The organism is Curtobacterium sp. BRB10 (assembly GCF_031844325.1).
Classification (GTDB): Bacteria; Actinomycetota; Actinomycetes; order Actinomycetales; family Microbacteriaceae; genus Curtobacterium; species Curtobacterium poinsettiae_A.
On the sequence record NZ_JAUZVA010000005.1, the window covers coordinates 181,960 to 198,868 of the forward strand.

General features: G+C 71.7%; 14 protein-coding genes. 7 read left to right on the forward strand and 7 right to left on the reverse strand.

The genetic code is table 11. The features are described 5' to 3' along the window. Positions 1-72: 72 nt before the first annotated feature. On the reverse strand, positions 73-1,026 hold the full coding sequence (locus Q9R26_RS12350) for an aldo/keto reductase (RefSeq protein WP_311227442.1): 954 nt from the start codon (positions 1,024-1,026) through the stop codon (positions 73-75). A 108-nt stretch (positions 1,027-1,134) separates the two neighbouring features. Here Q9R26_RS12350 and Q9R26_RS12355 point away from each other — a divergent pair, with 108 nt between their 5' ends. Further along, positions 1,135-1,779 carry a HEAT repeat domain-containing protein gene (locus Q9R26_RS12355; protein ID WP_311227443.1) on the forward strand — a complete coding sequence of 215 codons (645 nt, stop codon included), beginning with the start codon at positions 1,135-1,137 and terminating at the stop codon, positions 1,777-1,779. A 437-nt stretch (positions 1,780-2,216) separates the two neighbouring features. Here Q9R26_RS12355 and Q9R26_RS12360 read toward each other — a convergent pair whose 3' ends face one another. Further along, the gene (locus tag Q9R26_RS12360) at positions 2,217-2,906 is read right to left on the reverse strand and encodes a metal-dependent transcriptional regulator (protein ID WP_027464846.1); all 690 of its coding nucleotides are present in this window, start codon (positions 2,904-2,906) and stop codon (positions 2,217-2,219) included. A 37-nt stretch (positions 2,907-2,943) separates the two neighbouring features. Between Q9R26_RS12360 and Q9R26_RS12365 the strand changes: the two genes are divergently transcribed. Continuing rightward, positions 2,944-3,873: a CPBP family intramembrane glutamic endopeptidase gene (locus tag Q9R26_RS12365; RefSeq protein ID WP_311227444.1), complete on the forward strand. Its 930-nt coding sequence runs from the start codon at positions 2,944-2,946 to the stop codon at positions 3,871-3,873. A gap of 37 nt (positions 3,874-3,910) precedes the next feature. On the opposite strand, the gene Q9R26_RS12370 is transcribed toward Q9R26_RS12365, so the two are convergent. After that, entirely contained in the window at positions 3,911-4,708 is a 798-nt protein-coding gene (locus tag Q9R26_RS12370) for an HAD-IIA family hydrolase (RefSeq protein ID WP_311227445.1), read from the reverse strand. A 212-nt stretch (positions 4,709-4,920) separates the two neighbouring features. Between Q9R26_RS12370 and Q9R26_RS12375 the strand changes: the two genes are divergently transcribed. Together Q9R26_RS12375 and Q9R26_RS12380 are read left to right on the forward strand one after the other, a co-directional pair. Further along, positions 4,921-5,619 (forward strand): TetR/AcrR family transcriptional regulator C-terminal domain-containing protein, encoded by a 699-nt coding sequence (locus Q9R26_RS12375; RefSeq protein ID WP_311227446.1) that lies wholly within the window; start codon positions 4,921-4,923, stop codon positions 5,617-5,619. 27 nt (positions 5,620-5,646) lie between these two features. Then, on the forward strand, positions 5,647-6,294 hold the full coding sequence (locus Q9R26_RS12380) for a TrmH family RNA methyltransferase (RefSeq protein WP_209133037.1): 648 nt from the start codon (positions 5,647-5,649) through the stop codon (positions 6,292-6,294). 94 nt (positions 6,295-6,388) lie between these two features. On the opposite strand, the gene Q9R26_RS12385 is transcribed toward Q9R26_RS12380, so the two are convergent. After that, positions 6,389-7,378, reverse strand: a complete 990-nt coding sequence (locus Q9R26_RS12385; RefSeq protein ID WP_311227447.1) for a LacI family DNA-binding transcriptional regulator — start codon at positions 7,376-7,378, stop codon at positions 6,389-6,391. A gap of 547 nt (positions 7,379-7,925) precedes the next feature. Between Q9R26_RS12385 and Q9R26_RS12390 the strand changes: the two genes are divergently transcribed. Both Q9R26_RS12390 and Q9R26_RS12395 read left to right on the forward strand, forming a co-directional pair. Further along, positions 7,926-8,537 (forward strand): DUF559 domain-containing protein, encoded by a 612-nt coding sequence (locus Q9R26_RS12390; protein WP_311227448.1) that lies wholly within the window; start codon positions 7,926-7,928, stop codon positions 8,535-8,537. 10 nt (positions 8,538-8,547) lie between these two features. Then, positions 8,548-9,351 (forward strand): NAD(P)-dependent oxidoreductase, encoded by an 804-nt coding sequence (locus Q9R26_RS12395; RefSeq protein WP_182064630.1) that lies wholly within the window; start codon positions 8,548-8,550, stop codon positions 9,349-9,351. An 85-nt stretch (positions 9,352-9,436) separates the two neighbouring features. Here Q9R26_RS12395 and Q9R26_RS12400 read toward each other — a convergent pair whose 3' ends face one another. Genes Q9R26_RS12400 through Q9R26_RS12410 form a run of 3 tightly spaced genes read right to left on the reverse strand, consistent with a single transcriptional unit; the run spans position 9,437 to position 13,067 of the window. Further along, positions 9,437-11,671 (reverse strand): YhgE/Pip domain-containing protein, encoded by a 2,235-nt coding sequence (locus Q9R26_RS12400; RefSeq protein WP_311227449.1) that lies wholly within the window; start codon positions 11,669-11,671, stop codon positions 9,437-9,439. Then, the gene (locus tag Q9R26_RS12405) at positions 11,668-12,420 is read right to left on the reverse strand and encodes a hypothetical protein (RefSeq protein ID WP_311227450.1); all 753 of its coding nucleotides are present in this window, start codon (positions 12,418-12,420) and stop codon (positions 11,668-11,670) included. Before Q9R26_RS12405 ends, Q9R26_RS12400 begins: the two co-directional genes overlap by 4 nt. Beyond that, positions 12,417-13,067: a TetR/AcrR family transcriptional regulator gene (locus Q9R26_RS12410; protein WP_182064633.1), complete on the reverse strand. Its 651-nt coding sequence runs from the start codon at positions 13,065-13,067 to the stop codon at positions 12,417-12,419. Before Q9R26_RS12410 ends, Q9R26_RS12405 begins: the two co-directional genes overlap by 4 nt. A gap of 160 nt (positions 13,068-13,227) precedes the next feature. Between Q9R26_RS12410 and Q9R26_RS12415 the strand changes: the two genes are divergently transcribed. Then, positions 13,228-16,899, forward strand: coding sequence for a S8 family serine peptidase (locus Q9R26_RS12415; RefSeq protein ID WP_311227451.1), 3,672 nt, complete (start codon positions 13,228-13,230; stop codon positions 16,897-16,899). Positions 16,900-16,909: the final 10 nt, after the last annotated feature.

Here is a 16,909-nt window from a genome sequence, read left to right on the forward strand (position 1 = left end):
ACGACATCCCACCCGTCGAACGACGAGTGGGATGTCGGAACATGCACGCGCATCGGCTGAGATGCGCCGGCGTCAGGCGCTCGCTGGCACCTTCGCCGACACGTCGGACAGCGTCCGCAGCTCGTCGGCGGTGAGTTCGAGCTCTGCCGAGGCCAGCAGCGCCGGCAGCTGCTCGGTGTTCCGGGCGCTCGCGATCGGTGCGACGACGTCGGGCTGCGCCTGCAGCCAGGCGAGTGCGACGGTCGCGATCTCGGAGCCGTGTGCGTCGGCGATCGAGGACAGCGCGTCCACGACGGCGAGCCCCTCGTCGGTGAAGTAGCCGGACACCTGGCCCTCGCGGTCCTTGCCCGCGAAGTCGTCCTTCGAGCGGTACTTGCCGGTCAGGAACCCCGCGGCGAGCGAGAAGTACGGCACGACGCCGAGGCCGTGTTCGTGCGCGAGCGGTGCGATCTCGGCCTCGTACGGCTGGCGCGTCACCAGGTTGTAGTGGGGCTGGATGGCGACGGGCTGGGCGAGGCCGTTCTCGGTCGCGATGCGGATCCACTCCGCGGCGCGGTCCTTCGAGTAGTTCGAGATCGCGGTGTAGCGGACCAGGCCGTCCTGCACGAGCTGGTCGAAGGCGCGGACGGTCTCCTCGAGCGGGGTCGACTGGTCGTCGAAGTGCGCGTAGTACAGGTCGATCCGGTCGGTGCCGAGGCGCTCGAGGCTCGCGCGGGCAGCGGCGGCGACGGTGTCCGCAGCGAGGCCCTGGAACTCCGGGTGCTGCGAGCCCTTCGTCGCGATGACGACGTCGTCCCGCTTGCCCGAGGCGCGCAGCCACGAACCGATGACCTGCTCGGACTCGCCGCCCGAGTTGCCCGGCGCCCAGGCCGAGTAGACGTCCGCGGTGTCGATGAAGTCGCCACCGGCCGCGGTGTAGGCGTCGAGGACCTGGTGCGAGGTCGACTCGTCCGCCGTCCACCCGAAGACGTTGCCGCCGAGGGCGAGGGGGAACACGTGCAGGTCACTGGTACCGATGCGGGGCATACGGAGGTCCTTTCGTGGTCGGAGGTGCGGTGGGAGCGAACCGCACGTCTCCCGACGCTATGCCCCGATGCTTGACACGGCCCCGGCGCGAGGGGCTTCGATGGGGTGATGACCACGCTCAGCGATGCCCTCGCCGACCCGCGATCCTCCGCCCGGCTGCAGGCTGTGATGGCCGCGGGGACCACCCCGGACCCCGCGGACCTCGAGGTGCTCGTCGCGCAGTGCGCCGTGGAGCCGGACTTCTTCGTCCGCGACATGCTGACGTGGGCGCTCACCCGGCACCCCGCCGACGACGTCGTGGCCCGCGTCCTGCCCGAGCTCGAGCGCCCCGAGCCGCAGGCCCGCAGCCAGGCGCTCCACACCCTGTCGAAGATCGGGGACCCGGACGCGTGGCCCGCGGTGCGCCCGCTCCTCGAGGACCGCGACGACGAGGTGCTCCGCGCGGCGTGGCGCACGGCCGTCGCACTGGTGCCGGACGACGAGCGGGCGTCGCTCGCGCGGACCCTCGCCGTGCAGCTCGGCGTCGGGGACCGCGAGCGTCGGCTGAGCCTGTCGCGTGCCCTGGTGGGACTCGGCGAGGAGGTCGTCGAACCGGTCCTCGCCGCGGCGGCCGACCGTGGGACCGACGCCGTCCGGGAGCACGTGCACGAGACCGAACGGCTGCTCCACGACCCGGATGCGGCATCTGCGCTCGCCCTCGAACGGGCTCGGCGCGAGGTCGCGCTCGGCCGGACGCGCTCCGTCAAGGGGTAGGGCCGGCGGGCGCGCCCGGCCGGGAGCGTTGGGTGGTCGCGAGGCGTCGCCGCCGCGGGGGTGTGGCGGGCGCGTCGCGCGGTCACGAAACCCCGTGGGCTGGCGCCGAGTGGTCGTGAACCGTCGGTTGCGGGGCTCCCGGGCGACAGATGGTGACCGCTCGGCGGAGGTGAGCGGGGTGTCGTGACCGATGGGGGCGGCGGACGGGAGGCGCGTGGCGGCGGGGCACCGGGCCTCCCGTCCGACGCCGCGCGCGTTCGCGGGCCGCGGTGCGGTCACGACACCCCGTGCGCTGGGCGCCGAGTGGTCGCGAACCGTCGGCTGCGGGGCTCCCGGGCGACGGCTCCCGACCTCTCAGCGAACGTGAGCGGGGTGTCTCGACCGGCCGGCCAACGCATGCGTGGCAGCCGACGAGCCGACCAGCGCGCGCAGCGCGGTCAGTCGCCGTCGGGCGCGAGCCAGATGGACGACGCCGCCGCGGCCGGCAGGTCGACGAGGGACTCCGAGCCGTCGGTCGCCCGCCGCGACACGGCGATGACGCCGGCGTAGTCCCGCACCCGCTCCACCCGCAGGTGCGTCCCCAGCCCAACCCCGAGCTCGTCGAAGTACCGCAGCAGGGACGGGTCGTCGTCCGAGACCCGGTCGACGGTGCCGCACGCACCGGGCTCGATCGCCCCGAGGAGCGTGCCGGGCGAGTCCGGCACGATGCCGTCCGCACCGGGGATCGGGTCGCCGTGGGGGTCGTGCGTCGGGTGGCCGAGGTCGGCGTCGACCCGGTCGAGGAACTGCTCCGACACGGCGTGTTCCAGGGCCTCGGCCTCGGTGTGGACCTCGTCCCACGAGTAGCCGAGCCGCTCCACCAGGAACGTCTCGATCAGCCGGTGCCGCCGGACCATCGCCACCGCGACCTGCTGCCCGAGCGGCGTGAGCACGACGCCGTAGTACGGGGTGTGCTCGATCAGCCCGTCGCGGTCGAGCTTCTTGAGGTTGCCCGACACCGTCGACGCCGACACCTTCAGCGACGCCGCGATGTCGCGCGTCGCCAAGCCGGGTCCGCCGCGCTCGCTGGCCTTCCAGATGAGCTTGACGTAGTCCTCTGCCATGGTGGACAGGGATGGCAGGCGCATACCGCCAATCGTACGTCCCGCCTGGTACAACCAGCAGATGACCACCACCGCCTCCGTCCGAGCCCCTCGCCGTCGTTGGCCGGTGCCGCCGTCGCTGCTGCTCGGGCTCGCGCCGATCGTGGTGTTCGCGGCGATCAGCGCCTGGCGGTCACGGCCGAGCGACGACTACGCGACCCTCGGGCAGACGGTCGACAGCGTCGTGCACGCCCTCGTCATCCCCGAGGGCATCGCCGTCGCGGCACTCGCCCTGTTCGTCACGGCGCTCGGCTGGTGGCGGATCGCGACGGTCGACCCGGTCCGGACACGGCTGCGGTGGACGATGCTCGCGCCGATCCTCGTGCTCGTGGTGTGCGTCGTCCGGCTGCCCCTGATCGACTGGACGGCGCTGCCGGCGCACTACTTCGTGCTGCTCGCCGTCGGGGTGCTGTTCGTCGGGGTCTTCGAGGAGCTGATGGCCCGCGGCACCCTGCTCGTGGGGCTGCGGCGGCGGCTGCCGGAGATGGGGGTGTGGGCCCTGTCGTGCGCGCTGTTCGGGCTGCTGCACCTGCTCAACGCGCTCGCCGGTGCCGGGATCGGGCCGACGCTCGTCCAGGTCGTGTTCGCGGCGTCGTTCGGGTCGACGCTGTACGTCGCGCGTCGGCTGACCGGGTCGCTCCTCGCCCCGGTGCTGCTGCACGCCTTCTGGGACTTCGGGTCGATCGGGTTCTCGGCGACGGCGGACACGGGCGACTTCGGCAAGCTGACCCTGCTCGGCCTGATCGGGCTGTTCTCGTTCGGGGTGCTCGCGTTCGGCATCGTGGCGGGCGGGATCATCGCCTGGTACGACGACCGCCCCCGTCGGCTCGCGAAGCGGTGGCGGACGGTGCCGCCGATGGCGGCCTTCGCCCTGGAGGCCCGTGGGGCGCCCCACGAACCGGCTGCGGCGGGTGCCGCGGTCGCCTCCGGCGCCGGGGTCGACGCCCGGTAGCGGTCGCGAGCGGTCGCGAGCGGTCGCGAGCCTCCGGCTAGAGCTCGACCTCGAAGGGCTCGGTGCGCACGAGCTCGTGCACGCCGGAGATGACCTCGCTCGGGCGGAACGGGTACCGATCGATCTCCGCCTGGTCGCTGATGCCCGTCATCACGAGCACGGTGTGCAGCCCCGCCTCGATGCCGGCCTGCACGTCGGTGTCCATGCGGTCGCCGATCATGCCGGTGTTCTCGGAGTGCGCGCCGATCCGGTTCATCGCGGAGCGGAACATCATCGGGTTCGGCTTGCCGACCACGTAGGGCTGCTTGCCGGTGGCCTTCTCGATCATCGCCGCGATGGCACCGGTGGCCGGCAGGACCCCCTCGGCGCTCGGGCCGGTGGCGTCGGGGTTCGTCACGATGAAGCGGGCGCCCGCGCGGATGAGCCGGACGGCCTTGGTGATCGCCTCGAACGAGTAGTTGCGGGTCTCGCCGACGACGACGTAGTCGGGAGCCGTCTCCGTCATGATGAACCCGGCCTCGTGCAGGGCGGTCGTCATGCCGGCCTCACCGATCACGAATGCCGAGCCGCCGGGCATCTGCGACTTGCAGAAGTCCGCGGTCGCGAGCGCACTCGTCCAGATCCGCTCCTCGGGCACGTGCAGGCCCGAGCTCCGCAGGCGGGCGCTGAGGTCGCGTGGCGTGAAGATCGAGTTGTTCGTCAGCACGAGGAACTCAATGCCGTCGTCGAGCCACTGCTGGATGAGCTCCGGGGCGCCCGGGAGCGCCTGGTTCTCGTGGACGAGCACGCCGTCCATGTCGGTCAGCCAGCACTCGACGTCGTCTCGGGTCGCCATGGCCATCACCCTACTGCGCAGGGGCTCAGGCCCGGCTCGTGGGCGGCTCGTGGACGGCTCGTGGCCTGTTCGTGGCCGGCTCGGAAAGGGCCGGGAGGCCCGGGGCGGCTCTTGCGCGCTGCTCCGAGACCCGAGAAGGTCGAGACACCGAACCGCGGTCGGCTTTTGCTCTACGCTTTTCGGGACACGTACCGAATCAAGGAGGCCCCCTCGTGCTCGTCGAACCCGGAACCCCGTCCGCCGCGCCCCGACCCGCCACGGTGTCGGAGACGGAGCTCGAGGTGACGCCGCGACGACGCCGAGGCCGCCCGAACGTGCTGTCCCGCGAGCAGGTGATCGACGCCGCCACGACGATCGCGAACGAGGACGGCCTCGACCGCCTGTCCTTCCGGGCGCTGGGCGTGCGGCTCGGGGTCGCCCCGATGACCGTGCACCGGACGATCGGCGGCCTGGACGACCTGCACGCCGAGCTCGTCCGCCGCACCGTCGACGAGTTCACCGCCACCTTCGTCTGGCCGGACGAGTGGCACGCCGTCGTCCGCACGTTCGCCACGACGTTCCGTGACCTGATGCGGACTCATCCGCTCGTGCTCGAGTCGCACAGCCAGCGCGCCCCGCTCGCCTCGACCGAGTCCGACGCCGTCGTGGCGAAGGTCGTCGGTGCTCTGCAGGACGCCGGGCTGCCGCCGACCGAGGCGATGTACACCTTCTTCGTCGTGTACGACTTCGTGGTCGGGCACGCCGGGGTGCAGGTCGGACGTGGCGATTCCGAGGCCGGCCGACCCGAGCGGCACCGGTTGGTGGGCGAGATCCTCGGCGAGCACTCCTACGACGACCGGTTCGCGCTCGGCCTCGACATCCTGATCGCCGGCATCGAGTCGCGCATCGCCCACGGGGTCCGCACCGCCTGACGCCGCGCCCGGCCGTACGCTGGTCGGGTGACCACTGCGCCCGAACCGTCGCACGAACTGACGACCAACGGGGTGGGGCCGCACCCGGAACCCTGGCCCGACGACCCGAGGCTCGACCCCGAGCTGCTGGCCGCCGGGGACTCCCGGAACGTGCTCGACCGCTACCGGTACTGGTCGATGGACGCGATCGTCGCCGAGCTCGACACCCGACGACACGCGTTCGACGTGGCGATCGAGAACTGGCAGCACGACCTGAACATCGGCTCGATCGTCCGGAGCGCCAACGCGTTCCTGGCCGGCACCGTGCACATCATCGGGCGACGCCGGTGGAACAAGCGCGGGGCGATGGTCACCGACCGCTACCAGCACGTCCGCTACCACCCCGACGTCGAGGCGTTCCTCGCCGCGATGGCCGAGGAGCAGCGTCCCGTCGTCGCCATCGACAACACCCCCGGTGCCGAGCGCATCGAGACCGCGACGATCCCGGAGCGCTGCGTGTTCCTGTTCGGGCAGGAGGGCCCCGGGCTGACCGAGCAGGCGGTCGCCGGTGCCGACGCGCACCTCGAGATCACGCAGTTCGGGTCGACGCGGAGCATCAACGCCTCGGCCGCCGCGGCGATCGTCATGCACTCGTGGATCGTGCAGCACGCGGAGCCGCCCGGCACGACTTCGTGAGCAGAAACGGTCGGGTACGGGCTCTGGACCCGACCATTCCTGCTCACGAAGCGGGCGGGTCGGAGGTGGGACGGGCCTCCCGTCCGGGGTGCCGTCAGCGCGTGGCGGTGGTGCGGCGCGCGACCAGGCGGGGTTCGACGAGGAGTTCCGTGGCGGCGATCCGTGGATCGGCGATGCGGGCCAGCAGGCGCTCCCCGGCGCCGCGGCCGATCTCGACACTGCGGTCGTCGATGCTCGTCAGGCCGACGTACCGCATCGCCGCCACCGGGGTGTCGTCGTAGCCGATGACGGAGACGTCCTCGGGGACGCGCAACCCGCGTTCGGCGAGTTCGGACAGGGCGCCGAGGGCCATCACGTCGTTCGCGGCGAAGACGGCGGTGACGTCCGGGTGCTCGTCGAGGAGCATGCCGAGGGCGCGGGAACCGGCCTCTTCGGTGGGTTCGCCGGGCAGCACCGTCGTGACGACGGACGCACGTGTCGCGGCAGCCTGCTCGAACCCGGCCCGGCGTTCGGCCGATGCCGCCGAGCTCGCACCGACGAACCCGAGGCGGGTGTGGCCGAGGTCGAGCAGGTGCTGCGCCGCGATGCCGCCGCCGGCGTGGTCGTCGTTCGCCACGGTGTCGGCGCGGGGGATCGCGACGCGGCCGCCGGCGATGACGAGCGGCATCGAAGCGGGGATCGCGAGGTCGGTGGTGGGTTCGCCGGCGATCACGATGCCCTCGACGCGCATCGACAGGAAGCCCTCGACCGGAGAGGCATCGAGCCCCGTGTTGAGGAACCGGTCGGCCACCACGAGCCGGTGCCCCTGGTCCTGCAGGCTCTCGCGCAGGCCGGTGAGCAGGTCGACGAACCACTGGTTGCGGAAGTCGTCGAGCACCACGCCGATGGTGCGGCTGCGCGTGCCGGCGAGGGAGACGGCCGCGGTCGAGGGGCGGTAGTCGAGCTCCTGGATGGCCTTGAGCACGGCTGCCCGGCGCTGGTCGCTGACCCGGGGGGAGCGCTGCAGCACGAGGGAGACGAGGGACTTCGAGACCCCGGCGCGTGCGGCGACGTCGTAGATGGTCGCGGGCTTGCCGTCTCCCATGATGCGCTTCGACCTCCGTTGGCTGTGCGTCGATCGTAGCGGTTGACGTGACATGGGCCGGGCGGTGTCGTGGGTGGTGGCGGCGGCGAGGTGGGGGTTTCGCTTCGTGAGCAGAAATGGTCGGGTGCGGGGCGGCGACCCGACCATTTCTGCTCACGATCTGCGCGTGCCTGGTCCTCCACACGGGAGGCCCGGGGCGCGTTGTGCACAGAAGTCGCGTTCGGCGCGCGGGCAGCGGGCGCGGGGCGCGAACGTGGTGGTCATGCGAGCACGACCACTTCCGACACCGCTGCGCGGGCGCACGTTCGACGTCGGTGCCGCCGACCGCGCGGGCGTCTCCCGACAACGTCTCCGACGGCGTGACCTGATCCGGCCGACCCGGTCGATCCGATGGGAACGTGACCGTCCGCCCGACCCGGTGCACCGGATCCGGGCGTTCCGGCCGGTCTTGGTTCCCGGGCAGTTCATCAGTCACGTCTCGGCGGCGGTCCTCTGGCAGCTGCCGGTCCCGTTCGCTGACGACGGACCGGTGCACGTCACGAGTCCCGTGCCGATCGCACAACCGCGACGCCGCGGGGTCGTCGGGCACCGCATCACACCGGACCGTGCCCGGGTGACGGAGCGGTGGGGGATGCCGACGAGCACGCCCGCGGCGCTGTGGGTGGATTGCGGCGCCGTGCTCTCGGTCGACCAGCTCGTCGTACTCGGGGACGCCATCGTCACGGAACGACGGTGTGGGACGACGATCGACGACCTCGCTGCCGCCGTCGCCCTGGCCGGCGCACGATCGGGTGTCCGACGACTGCGGGTCGCGCTCGAGCTCGTGCGGGTCGGGGCCGGGTCGCCCCAGGAGACCCGGGCACGACTGGCGATCGTCCGCGCGGGGCTGCCCGAGCCCGACCTGCAGGTCGACGTGCTCGACGAAGTCGATCGGTTCGTCGGCCGCGTCGACATGGCCTACCCGGAGCAGCGCATCGTCATCGAGTACGAGGGCGACCACCACCGGACCGACGCCGAGCAGTGGGGCCGTGACCTCCGCCGCTACCGCGAGATGGAACGACTCGGCTGGGCGGTCGTCCGGTGGACGAAGTCCGACCTCGACACCCCGGCGTTCGGCGCGGTCGTACAGCTGAGGTCGCTGCTCGCGCGCCGGGGGTAGCGTCCCCGGCATGGCGACGCTGCTCATCACCGGAGCCGCGGGTCGCATCGGGAGCGCCCTGCGTCCTCGCCTGCGGTCCGCGGGACACGACCTCGTGCTGCTCGACGAACAGCAGCCCCACGATCCGATCGGCGCCGGGGAACGGTTCGTGCCCGGTTCGGTGAACGACCCGGCAGCGCTGGACGATGCGCTCGCCGGGGTCGACACCGTGGTCCACCTGGCGGGCATCCCGACCGAGGCCGCTTGGGACGATCTGATCGCGGCGAACCTGACCGGCACGAAGAACGTGCTCGAACGGGCGGCCGCCGCCGGCGTGCTCCGGGTCGTGCAGGCCAGTTCGATCCACGCAGTGGGGCTGGTGCCCGAACCCCTCGACCAGCCTGGGAGCGTGACCGGCGACCGGCTGCCCCGTCCGGACACGTACTACGGCGTGACGAAGGCGGCCATGGAACTGCTCGGCAGCCTGTTCGTCGATCGGTACGAGATGTCGATCGTGTCCGCGCGCATCGGTGCGTTCGGTGCGCTGCCGCCGACGACCCGGGCGCTGCTCATGTGGACCTCGCCCGACGACCTGACGCGCCTGGTGCTCGCGACCGTGGCGCTCCGTGACCCCGGGCACCACGTGGTCTGGGCCCTGTCGCGGAACACCGGGTCGCCGGCTGACCTGTCCGCCGGGGAGCGCATCGGGTTCCACCCCCTCGACGACGCCTCCGCGGTGCTCGATGCAGACGCCCGTGCTGCCCTGCCGACCGACGACCTGCGCACCCTCGGCGGCGGGATGGTGCACCAGCCGCTCGGCGAACGTCCTTCGTGAGCAGAAGAGGTCGGGTGACCTGATGTCACCCGACCTCTTCTGCTCACGAAGCGCCCCGGCGCCCGCCCCCGCGCCCGGCGCCCCGCTACCCGATCAGGCTCGGGCGCAGGTCGCGCGGCGTGCGGGAGCGGGTCTGCCGCGCCGTGACCACGAAGGACACCAGGAGCGCCCCGAGCAGCCAGCAGAGCAGCACGCCCGCGTCCGACCACGCGGCGCCGAGGTTCCCGCCGTACATCGTCTGCCGGATCGCGTCGACCGAGTACGTCATCGGCAGCGCGAAGTGCAGCGCCGCCAACGGCCCCGGCAGCGTCTGCCACGGGAACGTCCCGCCGGCCGTGACGAGCTGCACGAGCATGAGCACCAGGCCGAGGAACTGCCCCACCGATCCGAGCAGCACGTTGAGCGCCATGATGATCGCCGCGAAGGTCGCCGAGGCCAGCACCATGATCCCGATCGTGCCGCCGACGTGCACCACGTTCAGGTCGAGGGCGAAGCGCACGATGAAGAACAGCGCCACCATCTGCACCAGGCCGAGGAGCGCCGGGGTCAGCCAGCCGCCGAACACAACCGCGAGGGGCTTCCGCACCGCCGTGATCGCACGCTTGGAGATCGGCTTGAGGATGAGGAACAGCGCGTACATGCCGATCCAGGCCGCGAGCGAGATGAAGAACGGTGCGAGACCGGCACCGTAGTTCGACGCGGCGGCGACGTTGTCGTCCCCGACCTTGACCGGGTCGGAGATGACCGAGGCCTGCGACGCACGCTCCGAGGCGTTCGACGCCGGGATCTTCGTGCGGCCCTCGTCGAGCGACGACGCGAGCTTCGACGACCCGGTCGTGAGCTTGTCGAGCCCTGATGCGAGCGACGTGGCGCCCTGGTCGGCGGTCTTCGCACCGGTCGCGAGCTGCGACGCACCGGACGACAGCGTCGGAGCGGCCGAGGCCAGCTTCGACGTGCCGTCCGCCACCTTCGACGCTCCCGATGCGAGCGTCGAAGCACCGTTCGCGGCGGTGGCGATGCCGGACGACAGCTCCGGAGCCTTCGCGGCGAGCTTGCCGGTGCCGGCGGCGAGCGTGTCGGAGCCGTCGGAGAGCTGCTGGATGCCACTGGTCAGCGCCGGAGCCTGCTCGGCGAGCTGCGATGCCCCCGCGGACACCTGCGCGCTGCCGGTCTTGAGCTTCTGCAGGTTGCCGGACAGGTCGCCGGCACCGGCACCGAGCTCGGTGCTGCCGGCCTGCAGGTCGTCGAGCCCGGCGAGCAGCTGGGTCTTCTGTTCCGCGGTGAGCACCGTGGAGGCCTGGACGACGGGCTTCAGTGACGCGACGAGTTCCGGCGACTGCGCCGAGAGCTGCTGGACGCCCGCGATGAACGGTGCGGCCTCGTCGGCCAGCGTGGCGTTCCCGGTGGCGACCTGCGACGCACCACTGGACAGGCGCGCAGAGTCGGAGGGGAGCGAAGCCGTCTGGTCACGGAGCTGGTGCAGCCCGGACTGCAGCTGCTGCGCCCCACTGTCCAACTGCTGCGTCTGCGACGGCAGCGCCGCCGTCTGCTGCTGCGCGCTGGCCAGCCCGGACGCCAGGGTCGACGCCCCCGAAGCCACCTGCTGCGCCCCGCTGTTGAGCTGCTGGGTCTGCGACGGCAGGTCGGCCGTGCCGGACGCGAGCTCCGCCGCGCCGGACGACAGCTTGCCGGTGCCGTCGGCGAGCTGGTGCGCGCCCGAGTCCGCCTTGGCGGTTCCGGACGCGAGCTCGTCGGCCCCGTCGACGGCGTCGCCGAGGCTGTCCCGCACGTCGGCGAGTCCGACGAGCAGGGTCTTCGCCGCCTGCTTGCCGACGCGCTCGGCGACGGCGGTGCGCATGGTCTTGCCCGCCTGCTCGGCGATGGTCGACGCCAGGTACGAGTTCGTGTCGGCCGTCGTCATCACGAGCTTCGCCTGCGTCGGGTCGTCGGACTGCGCGGACACCAGGTGCTCGGAGAAGTCGTGCGGGATGGTGACGACGAAGTCGTAGGTGCCGTTGCGGACGCCGGAGCGGGCATCGGCGGCGCTCGTCTTCGTCCACTTGAAGTCGGCGCCGTCGATGGCCTCCTTCGTGACGTCCTTGCCGTAGTCGACGTGCTCGCCGTCCAGCGTGGCACCGGCGTCGAGGTTGACGATCGCGGCGGGGATCTGGTCGAGCTTCGCGTACGGGTCGCGGTTCGCCCACAGGTACGCGCCGCCGTACAGCAGTGGCACGATCATCAGCGCGATGAACGCCAGGCGTGCGAGCGGGGTCGCGGTGAGCCGCGCGAGTTCTGCGCGGACGAGCGAGGTGGTGGTCACTTCTGTGCCTCCGTCGGGACGGTTGCGGATGCTTCGGTGACGGAAGGAGCGGCCGGGAGGCGCGGCTCGCTTCCGTCGGTTCGGGCCACGTCCTCGGGGTCCTCGGTCTGGGGCGTCACGAGCGTCGCGACGTCGTCGTGCGTGTCGATGGTGTCGAGCAGGTGCTCGACGGTGGTGGCGGCGGCCTTCGAGGTCACGAGGACCACGGTCACGCCCCGTCGTGCGACGTCGCGGATCACCTGGAACCAGTCCTCGACGGCGCCGCCGTGCCGCTCGGGTGAGGTGATCACGATGCCGGCCACACCGTCGCGCAGCAGGGCGAGTTCGACGAGCAGCCGGACGCGCACGACGGTCGGCACCCGCTGCACGGCGGTGTCGACGTAGTCCCGCAAGCCGAGCTCGTCGAGCACGGTGTCGACGTGCTCGCGGTTCGGGCGCTGCCCGGCGAACGCGAGCTCCTCGCGCACGATCTGCTTCAGGGTCATGACGGGGAAGGGCTCGGCGACACCGGGGGTGTCGACCAGGGCGAACGAGCGCCGGACGGCTGCCGGGTCCTCGTGGCCGTCGAGCAGCAGGCGGCCGGTGTCGGGCTGCATGCGGCCGCCGGCGACGAGTGACGCGAGCACGGGTGCCTGCTCGGTCTCGACGGCGAGGACCCCGGGGCGTCCGGGGGCGGCGACGGCGGAGACGACGGGCAGGGGTGCGCCGGGCTCCTCGCCGATGCCGACGTGGTCGAGTTCGAGCGTCATGCGTGGTCCTTCGGGGCGGGAGCGGGAGCAGCGGGTTCGGAGAGCAGTGCGGTGCGCCAGTCGATGCCGGCCATGCCGAGCGCCGACACCACCACCATGCGCCGTCCGTCCTCGTCACTCGTGCCGGAACGGGTCGCCTCGTCGAGGACGGCGATGCACGCGCCCTCGACCAGACGGCCGAGGGTCTCGGGGTCGACGTCGTCCCGCATGGCGCCGTCGGCGATCCCGAGCGCGCACGCCTGGCGCACCTGTGAGCGCAGCGGCGCGAACACCTCGGCGACGGGTTCGGCGAACGGGCTGCGCACGGCGACCCTGGCCATCGAGCGGACGTGCGACACCTCGGTCCAGAGCGTCACCGCGATCGCGGCGAGGCGTGCGGCCGGCGGGAGCTCCTGCAGGTCCGAAGCGGTGGGCATGGCGGCCGCGATCCGGGCGGCGCCGGCGGTCACGACCTCGCGCACCAGGTCGTCGCGCGAGGGGAAGTGTCCGTACACCGCACGGCGCGAGAGTCCCGCAGCCGCGGCGATCGTCTCGATCGAGGCGTCCGGGTCCTGCTGCAAGCACGTCTTCGCCGCGTCGAGGAGGGCTGCCCGGTTCTCCGTGGCGTCGCGACGGGGCGCGCGGGAGGGCTGCTCAGTGGTGGTCACGCACCCCATCGTAATAACGTGCACACACGTGTGCAACTTAACAGGTTCCGTCCCCCGGACGAGGGGGGTCCCCCAAAGTGCGGACTGTCTTCCCTGAGAACGAACGCATAGCTTCACAGGAATCTCATGCGAACCACGGACTGAGCCAGGAGTGTCCTCTTTGAACCGTGCAACACCGAACACCGACCCGAACCCAACACCCCATCGCTTCACCCGCGTCCTGACCGCCGGCATCGCCGTCGCGGCCCTCGCGTGTGGCGGTCTCGCAGTCGGGGGCGCGGCCTCCGCAGCTCCGGCCGGGATCTCGGTGGCCGACCTCAAGCTCTCCGCCCCGCTCCGTGACGCCAAGCCGACGAAGACCGTCGCCGCGTTCGTGCGCACGACCGGCCAGGGTGCCCTCGAAGTGGACGCCAAGGCGAAGGGCGGGGACCTGACGAAGTCGCGGACCCAGTCCTCCGCGGCCAAGAACCGCGTCGAGGCGATCCAGTCGACCGTCGCCGCGGTGCGGTCGGCCGTCAAGCGCGCCGACGCCGACGCGACCGAGCTCTACTCGACCGAGTACACCGTCCCCGGCGTCGCGGTCGTCGCCGACGTCGACGCGTTCCGGCAGATCGCGGAGCGCTCCGACGTCGAGAGCATCATCCCGCTCACGCCGAAGAAGATCGTCGAGCCGACGGTCAACGAGAACGCCGACGCCGCTCCCTCGGGCGTCGACCCCAGCCTGGTCCAGCCCGGTGCCGACGGCGTCGCGCCGAAGAACGCCGCGAGCGACGTCTACACGCGCTCGCTCAACGCCTGGCAGCAGACCGGCCACACCGGCAAGGACGTCAACGTCGCCGTCCTCGACACCGGTCTCGACTACACGCAGGCCGACTTCGGCGGCCCCGGTACCACCGAGGCGTACCAGCAGGCCCTGGCGAACGCGAGCGGCGGCGCCCCGGACCCCAGCCTGTACGACGCGTCGAAGTTCCTCGGCGGGTACGACTTCGCCGGTGCGACCTACAACGCCGACCCGTCGGACCCGGACGCCTACGACCCGGTGCCGGCTCCCGACGACAACCCGATCGACGGCAAGGGCGGCGACCACGGCACGCACGTGTCCGGCTCGATCGCCGGCTACGGCCTGACCGCCGACAAGCAGCAGTTCGACGGTGACTACACCAAGCTCACCACGCAGCAGGTACAGGACATGTGGATCGGTCCGGGCACCGCGCCCGAGGCCGGCCTGTACGCCCTGAAGGTCTTCGGTGACAACGGTGGCTCGACCGACGTCACCGGTGCCGCGCTCGACTGGGTGGGCCAGGCGCTCACCGAGGGCAAGGACATCAACGTCCTGAACCTGTCGCTCGGCTCCGACTACGGCGCACCGGACGACCCCGACAACGCCAAGATCGACGCACTGACCGCGCGCGGCGTGCTCCCCGTGATCGCCTCGGGCAACGCCGACGACTTCACCGACATCGGTGGTTCGCCGGGCAACGCCGAGGGTGCGCTCACCGTCGCCGCGAGCGCCACCGGCCAGTCGCTCTACGACGGCGTCCAGGTCACCGCGCCGGCCGACGTCGCGAAGACCTACCGCTCGCAGTACTCGTCGAACTTCAAGGGCACCCTGCCCGTCGAGGGCGACGTCGTCGTCCCGACCGCGAACATCGACGGCTGTGCCGCGTTCAGCGCCGCTGACGCCGCGAAGATCAAGGGCAAGGTCGTCTGGCTGAAGTGGACGGACGCCGCGCTCGAGTGCGGTTCCCTCGTGCGCTTCAACAACGTCGAGGCCGCTGGCGGCGTCGGCGTCCTGCTGGCGGGCACGCTCGACACGTTCGAATCCGGCATCGGTGGCAACGCGACCATCCCGGGTGCCGAGCTGACCGCGAAGAGCGTGGCGAGCCTCCAGGCCACCGCGAAGGCGGGGACCCTGCACGTGCGCTTCGCGGACGAGCTCAAGGGCTTCGAGGTCGCCATCGAGGCGGACGCCGTGAACACGCTCGCGTCGTTCACCAGCCGTGGTGTGCACGGATCGTTCGACGACATCGTCAAGCCGGACATCGCCGGCCCCGGGGTCAACGTGATCTCGGCGGCCAACGGCACCGGTGACGGCCGCATGTCGATGAGCGGTACCTCGATGGCCACGCCGGACGTCGCGGGCATCGCGGCGTTGACGTTCCAGTCGCACCCCACCTGGTCCGCCCCGCAGGTCAAGGCGGCGCTGATGAACACGGCGACGCACGACGTGAAGGACGGCAACCGTTCGGCCACCCTGCTCCGTCAGGGCACCGGGCGCGTGGACGCGCTGCAGGCGGTCACCGCCGGCACCACGGTCCGCAGCGCCGAGAACGACCAGCTCGTCACCGCGTCGTTCGGCGTCGTCGAGGTCGCGAGCGGGACGAGCGAGACCCGCACCCTGCAGATCGACAACACCGACAGCACGGCGCACACGTACGACGTGTCGTACCAGCCGCAGGTGTCGCAGCCGGGCGTGACGTTCGCGCTCAGCTCGAAGCAGGTCACGGTGCCCGCCAACGACACAGCATCGGTCACGCTGACGTTCTCGGTCGCCGACGCGACGAAGCTCCGCCGGGTCATCGACCCGACCCAGGAGGCCGTCCAGCAGGGCTACCAGCGCGAGTTCGTGGCAGCGGCCTCCGGCATCGTGGCGTTCGCGCCGACCGACAGCTCGCTCAACCCGATGCGCCTCGGGGTCTACGTGGCCCCGAAGCCCGTCAGCGCGGTGCGGGCCCGCACCACGGTCTCGTTCACGGGACCCGGCAAGTCGGCCGAGCTGACGCTCAAGGGCCGCACGCTCGACCAGGGCGGACTGACGACCGGCTACCACGCCGCCGTCGCTCCGTTCGTGCTCGGCGGCACCGACCCGGCCGAGGCGTTCCCCGAGGGTTCGGCGACGCGTTCGCTGCAGGCGGCCGACGTCCGTTCCTACGGTGCGTCGTACGACAAGGCGTCGGGAACCCTGGCGTTCGGCGTGCAGACCGCTGGTCCGGACGCGAACCCGGGAGCCGTGACCAACGTCGAGGTCCTCATCGACACGGACCGTGACGGCGAGCCCGACTTCCTGGTGTACAACGCGAAGTCGGCTGCCGTGGACGCCACGTTCGCCACGACGGTCGACCTGGCGAAGGCCGCCCTGGACGACCCGGACGTCGACCCCGTCGTCGACGTCCAGCCGCTCAACGGCGGTGCGCCCGGACAGGACGTGAACACCTTCGACAGCTCCGTGAAGGTGCTGACCGTCGCTGCGAAGGCCATCGGTTCGTCGAAGAAGTTCGACTACACCGTGCTGACGGAGTCGGCCTACGCCCCGGGTGCCGCCACCAGCGGTTCCTCGGTCGTGGACGAGACGAAGACGGCCACGTTCGACCCGTCGAAGCCGAAGCTGTCGTTCTCGCAGGACGGCACCCCCGGCGTGCTGTTCGCCGACGCCGACTCGCTCACGGTCACCCGTGCCTCGGGTGTCACCAAGGCGACGGTGCTGCTGCTCCACCTCGACAACGCGGCGGGCAAGCAGGCCGACACGTCGACCATCAACGTGGTCCCGCCGAAGCTCGCGCTGGCGAAGGGGAGCAAGGTCACGGTGAGCGGGACGGCGAAGGTCGGCTCGACCCTCACCGCGAAGCACGGCACGTGGAGCACGACGAAGGCGACCTACAAGTACCAGTGGCTGCGTGACGGCAAGGTCGTCCGGTCGGCAACGGGTACGAAGTACGAGCTCGGCTCATCCGACGTCGGGCACCGCATCAGCGTGCAGGTGACGGCCCACGCCTCCGGGTACGTGGACGGCACCGCCAAGTCCGGGGCGACGCCGAAGGTCACGCGCCGCTAGGTCAGGGTGC

Bases quoted from the DNA above. Each gene is read 5' to 3' on its own strand.
- Q9R26_RS12350 (WP_311227442.1), bottom strand. From the start codon at position 1,026: ATGCCCCGCATCGGTACCAGTGACCTGCACGTGTTCCCCCTCGCCCTC.
- Q9R26_RS12355 (WP_311227443.1), top strand. From the start codon at position 1,135: ATGACCACGCTCAGCGATGCCCTCGCCGACCCGCGATCCTCCGCCCGG.
- Q9R26_RS12360 (WP_027464846.1), bottom strand. From the start codon at position 2,906: ATGCGCCTGCCATCCCTGTCCACCATGGCAGAGGACTACGTCAAGCTC.
- Q9R26_RS12365 (WP_311227444.1), top strand. From the start codon at position 2,944: ATGACCACCACCGCCTCCGTCCGAGCCCCTCGCCGTCGTTGGCCGGTG.
- Q9R26_RS12370 (WP_311227445.1), bottom strand. From the start codon at position 4,708: ATGGCGACCCGAGACGACGTCGAGTGCTGGCTGACCGACATGGACGGC.
- Q9R26_RS12385 (WP_311227447.1), bottom strand. From the start codon at position 7,378: ATGGGAGACGGCAAGCCCGCGACCATCTACGACGTCGCCGCACGCGCC.
- Q9R26_RS12395 (WP_182064630.1), top strand. From the start codon at position 8,548: ATGGCGACGCTGCTCATCACCGGAGCCGCGGGTCGCATCGGGAGCGCC.
- Q9R26_RS12405 (WP_311227450.1), bottom strand. From the start codon at position 12,420: ATGACGCTCGAACTCGACCACGTCGGCATCGGCGAGGAGCCCGGCGCA.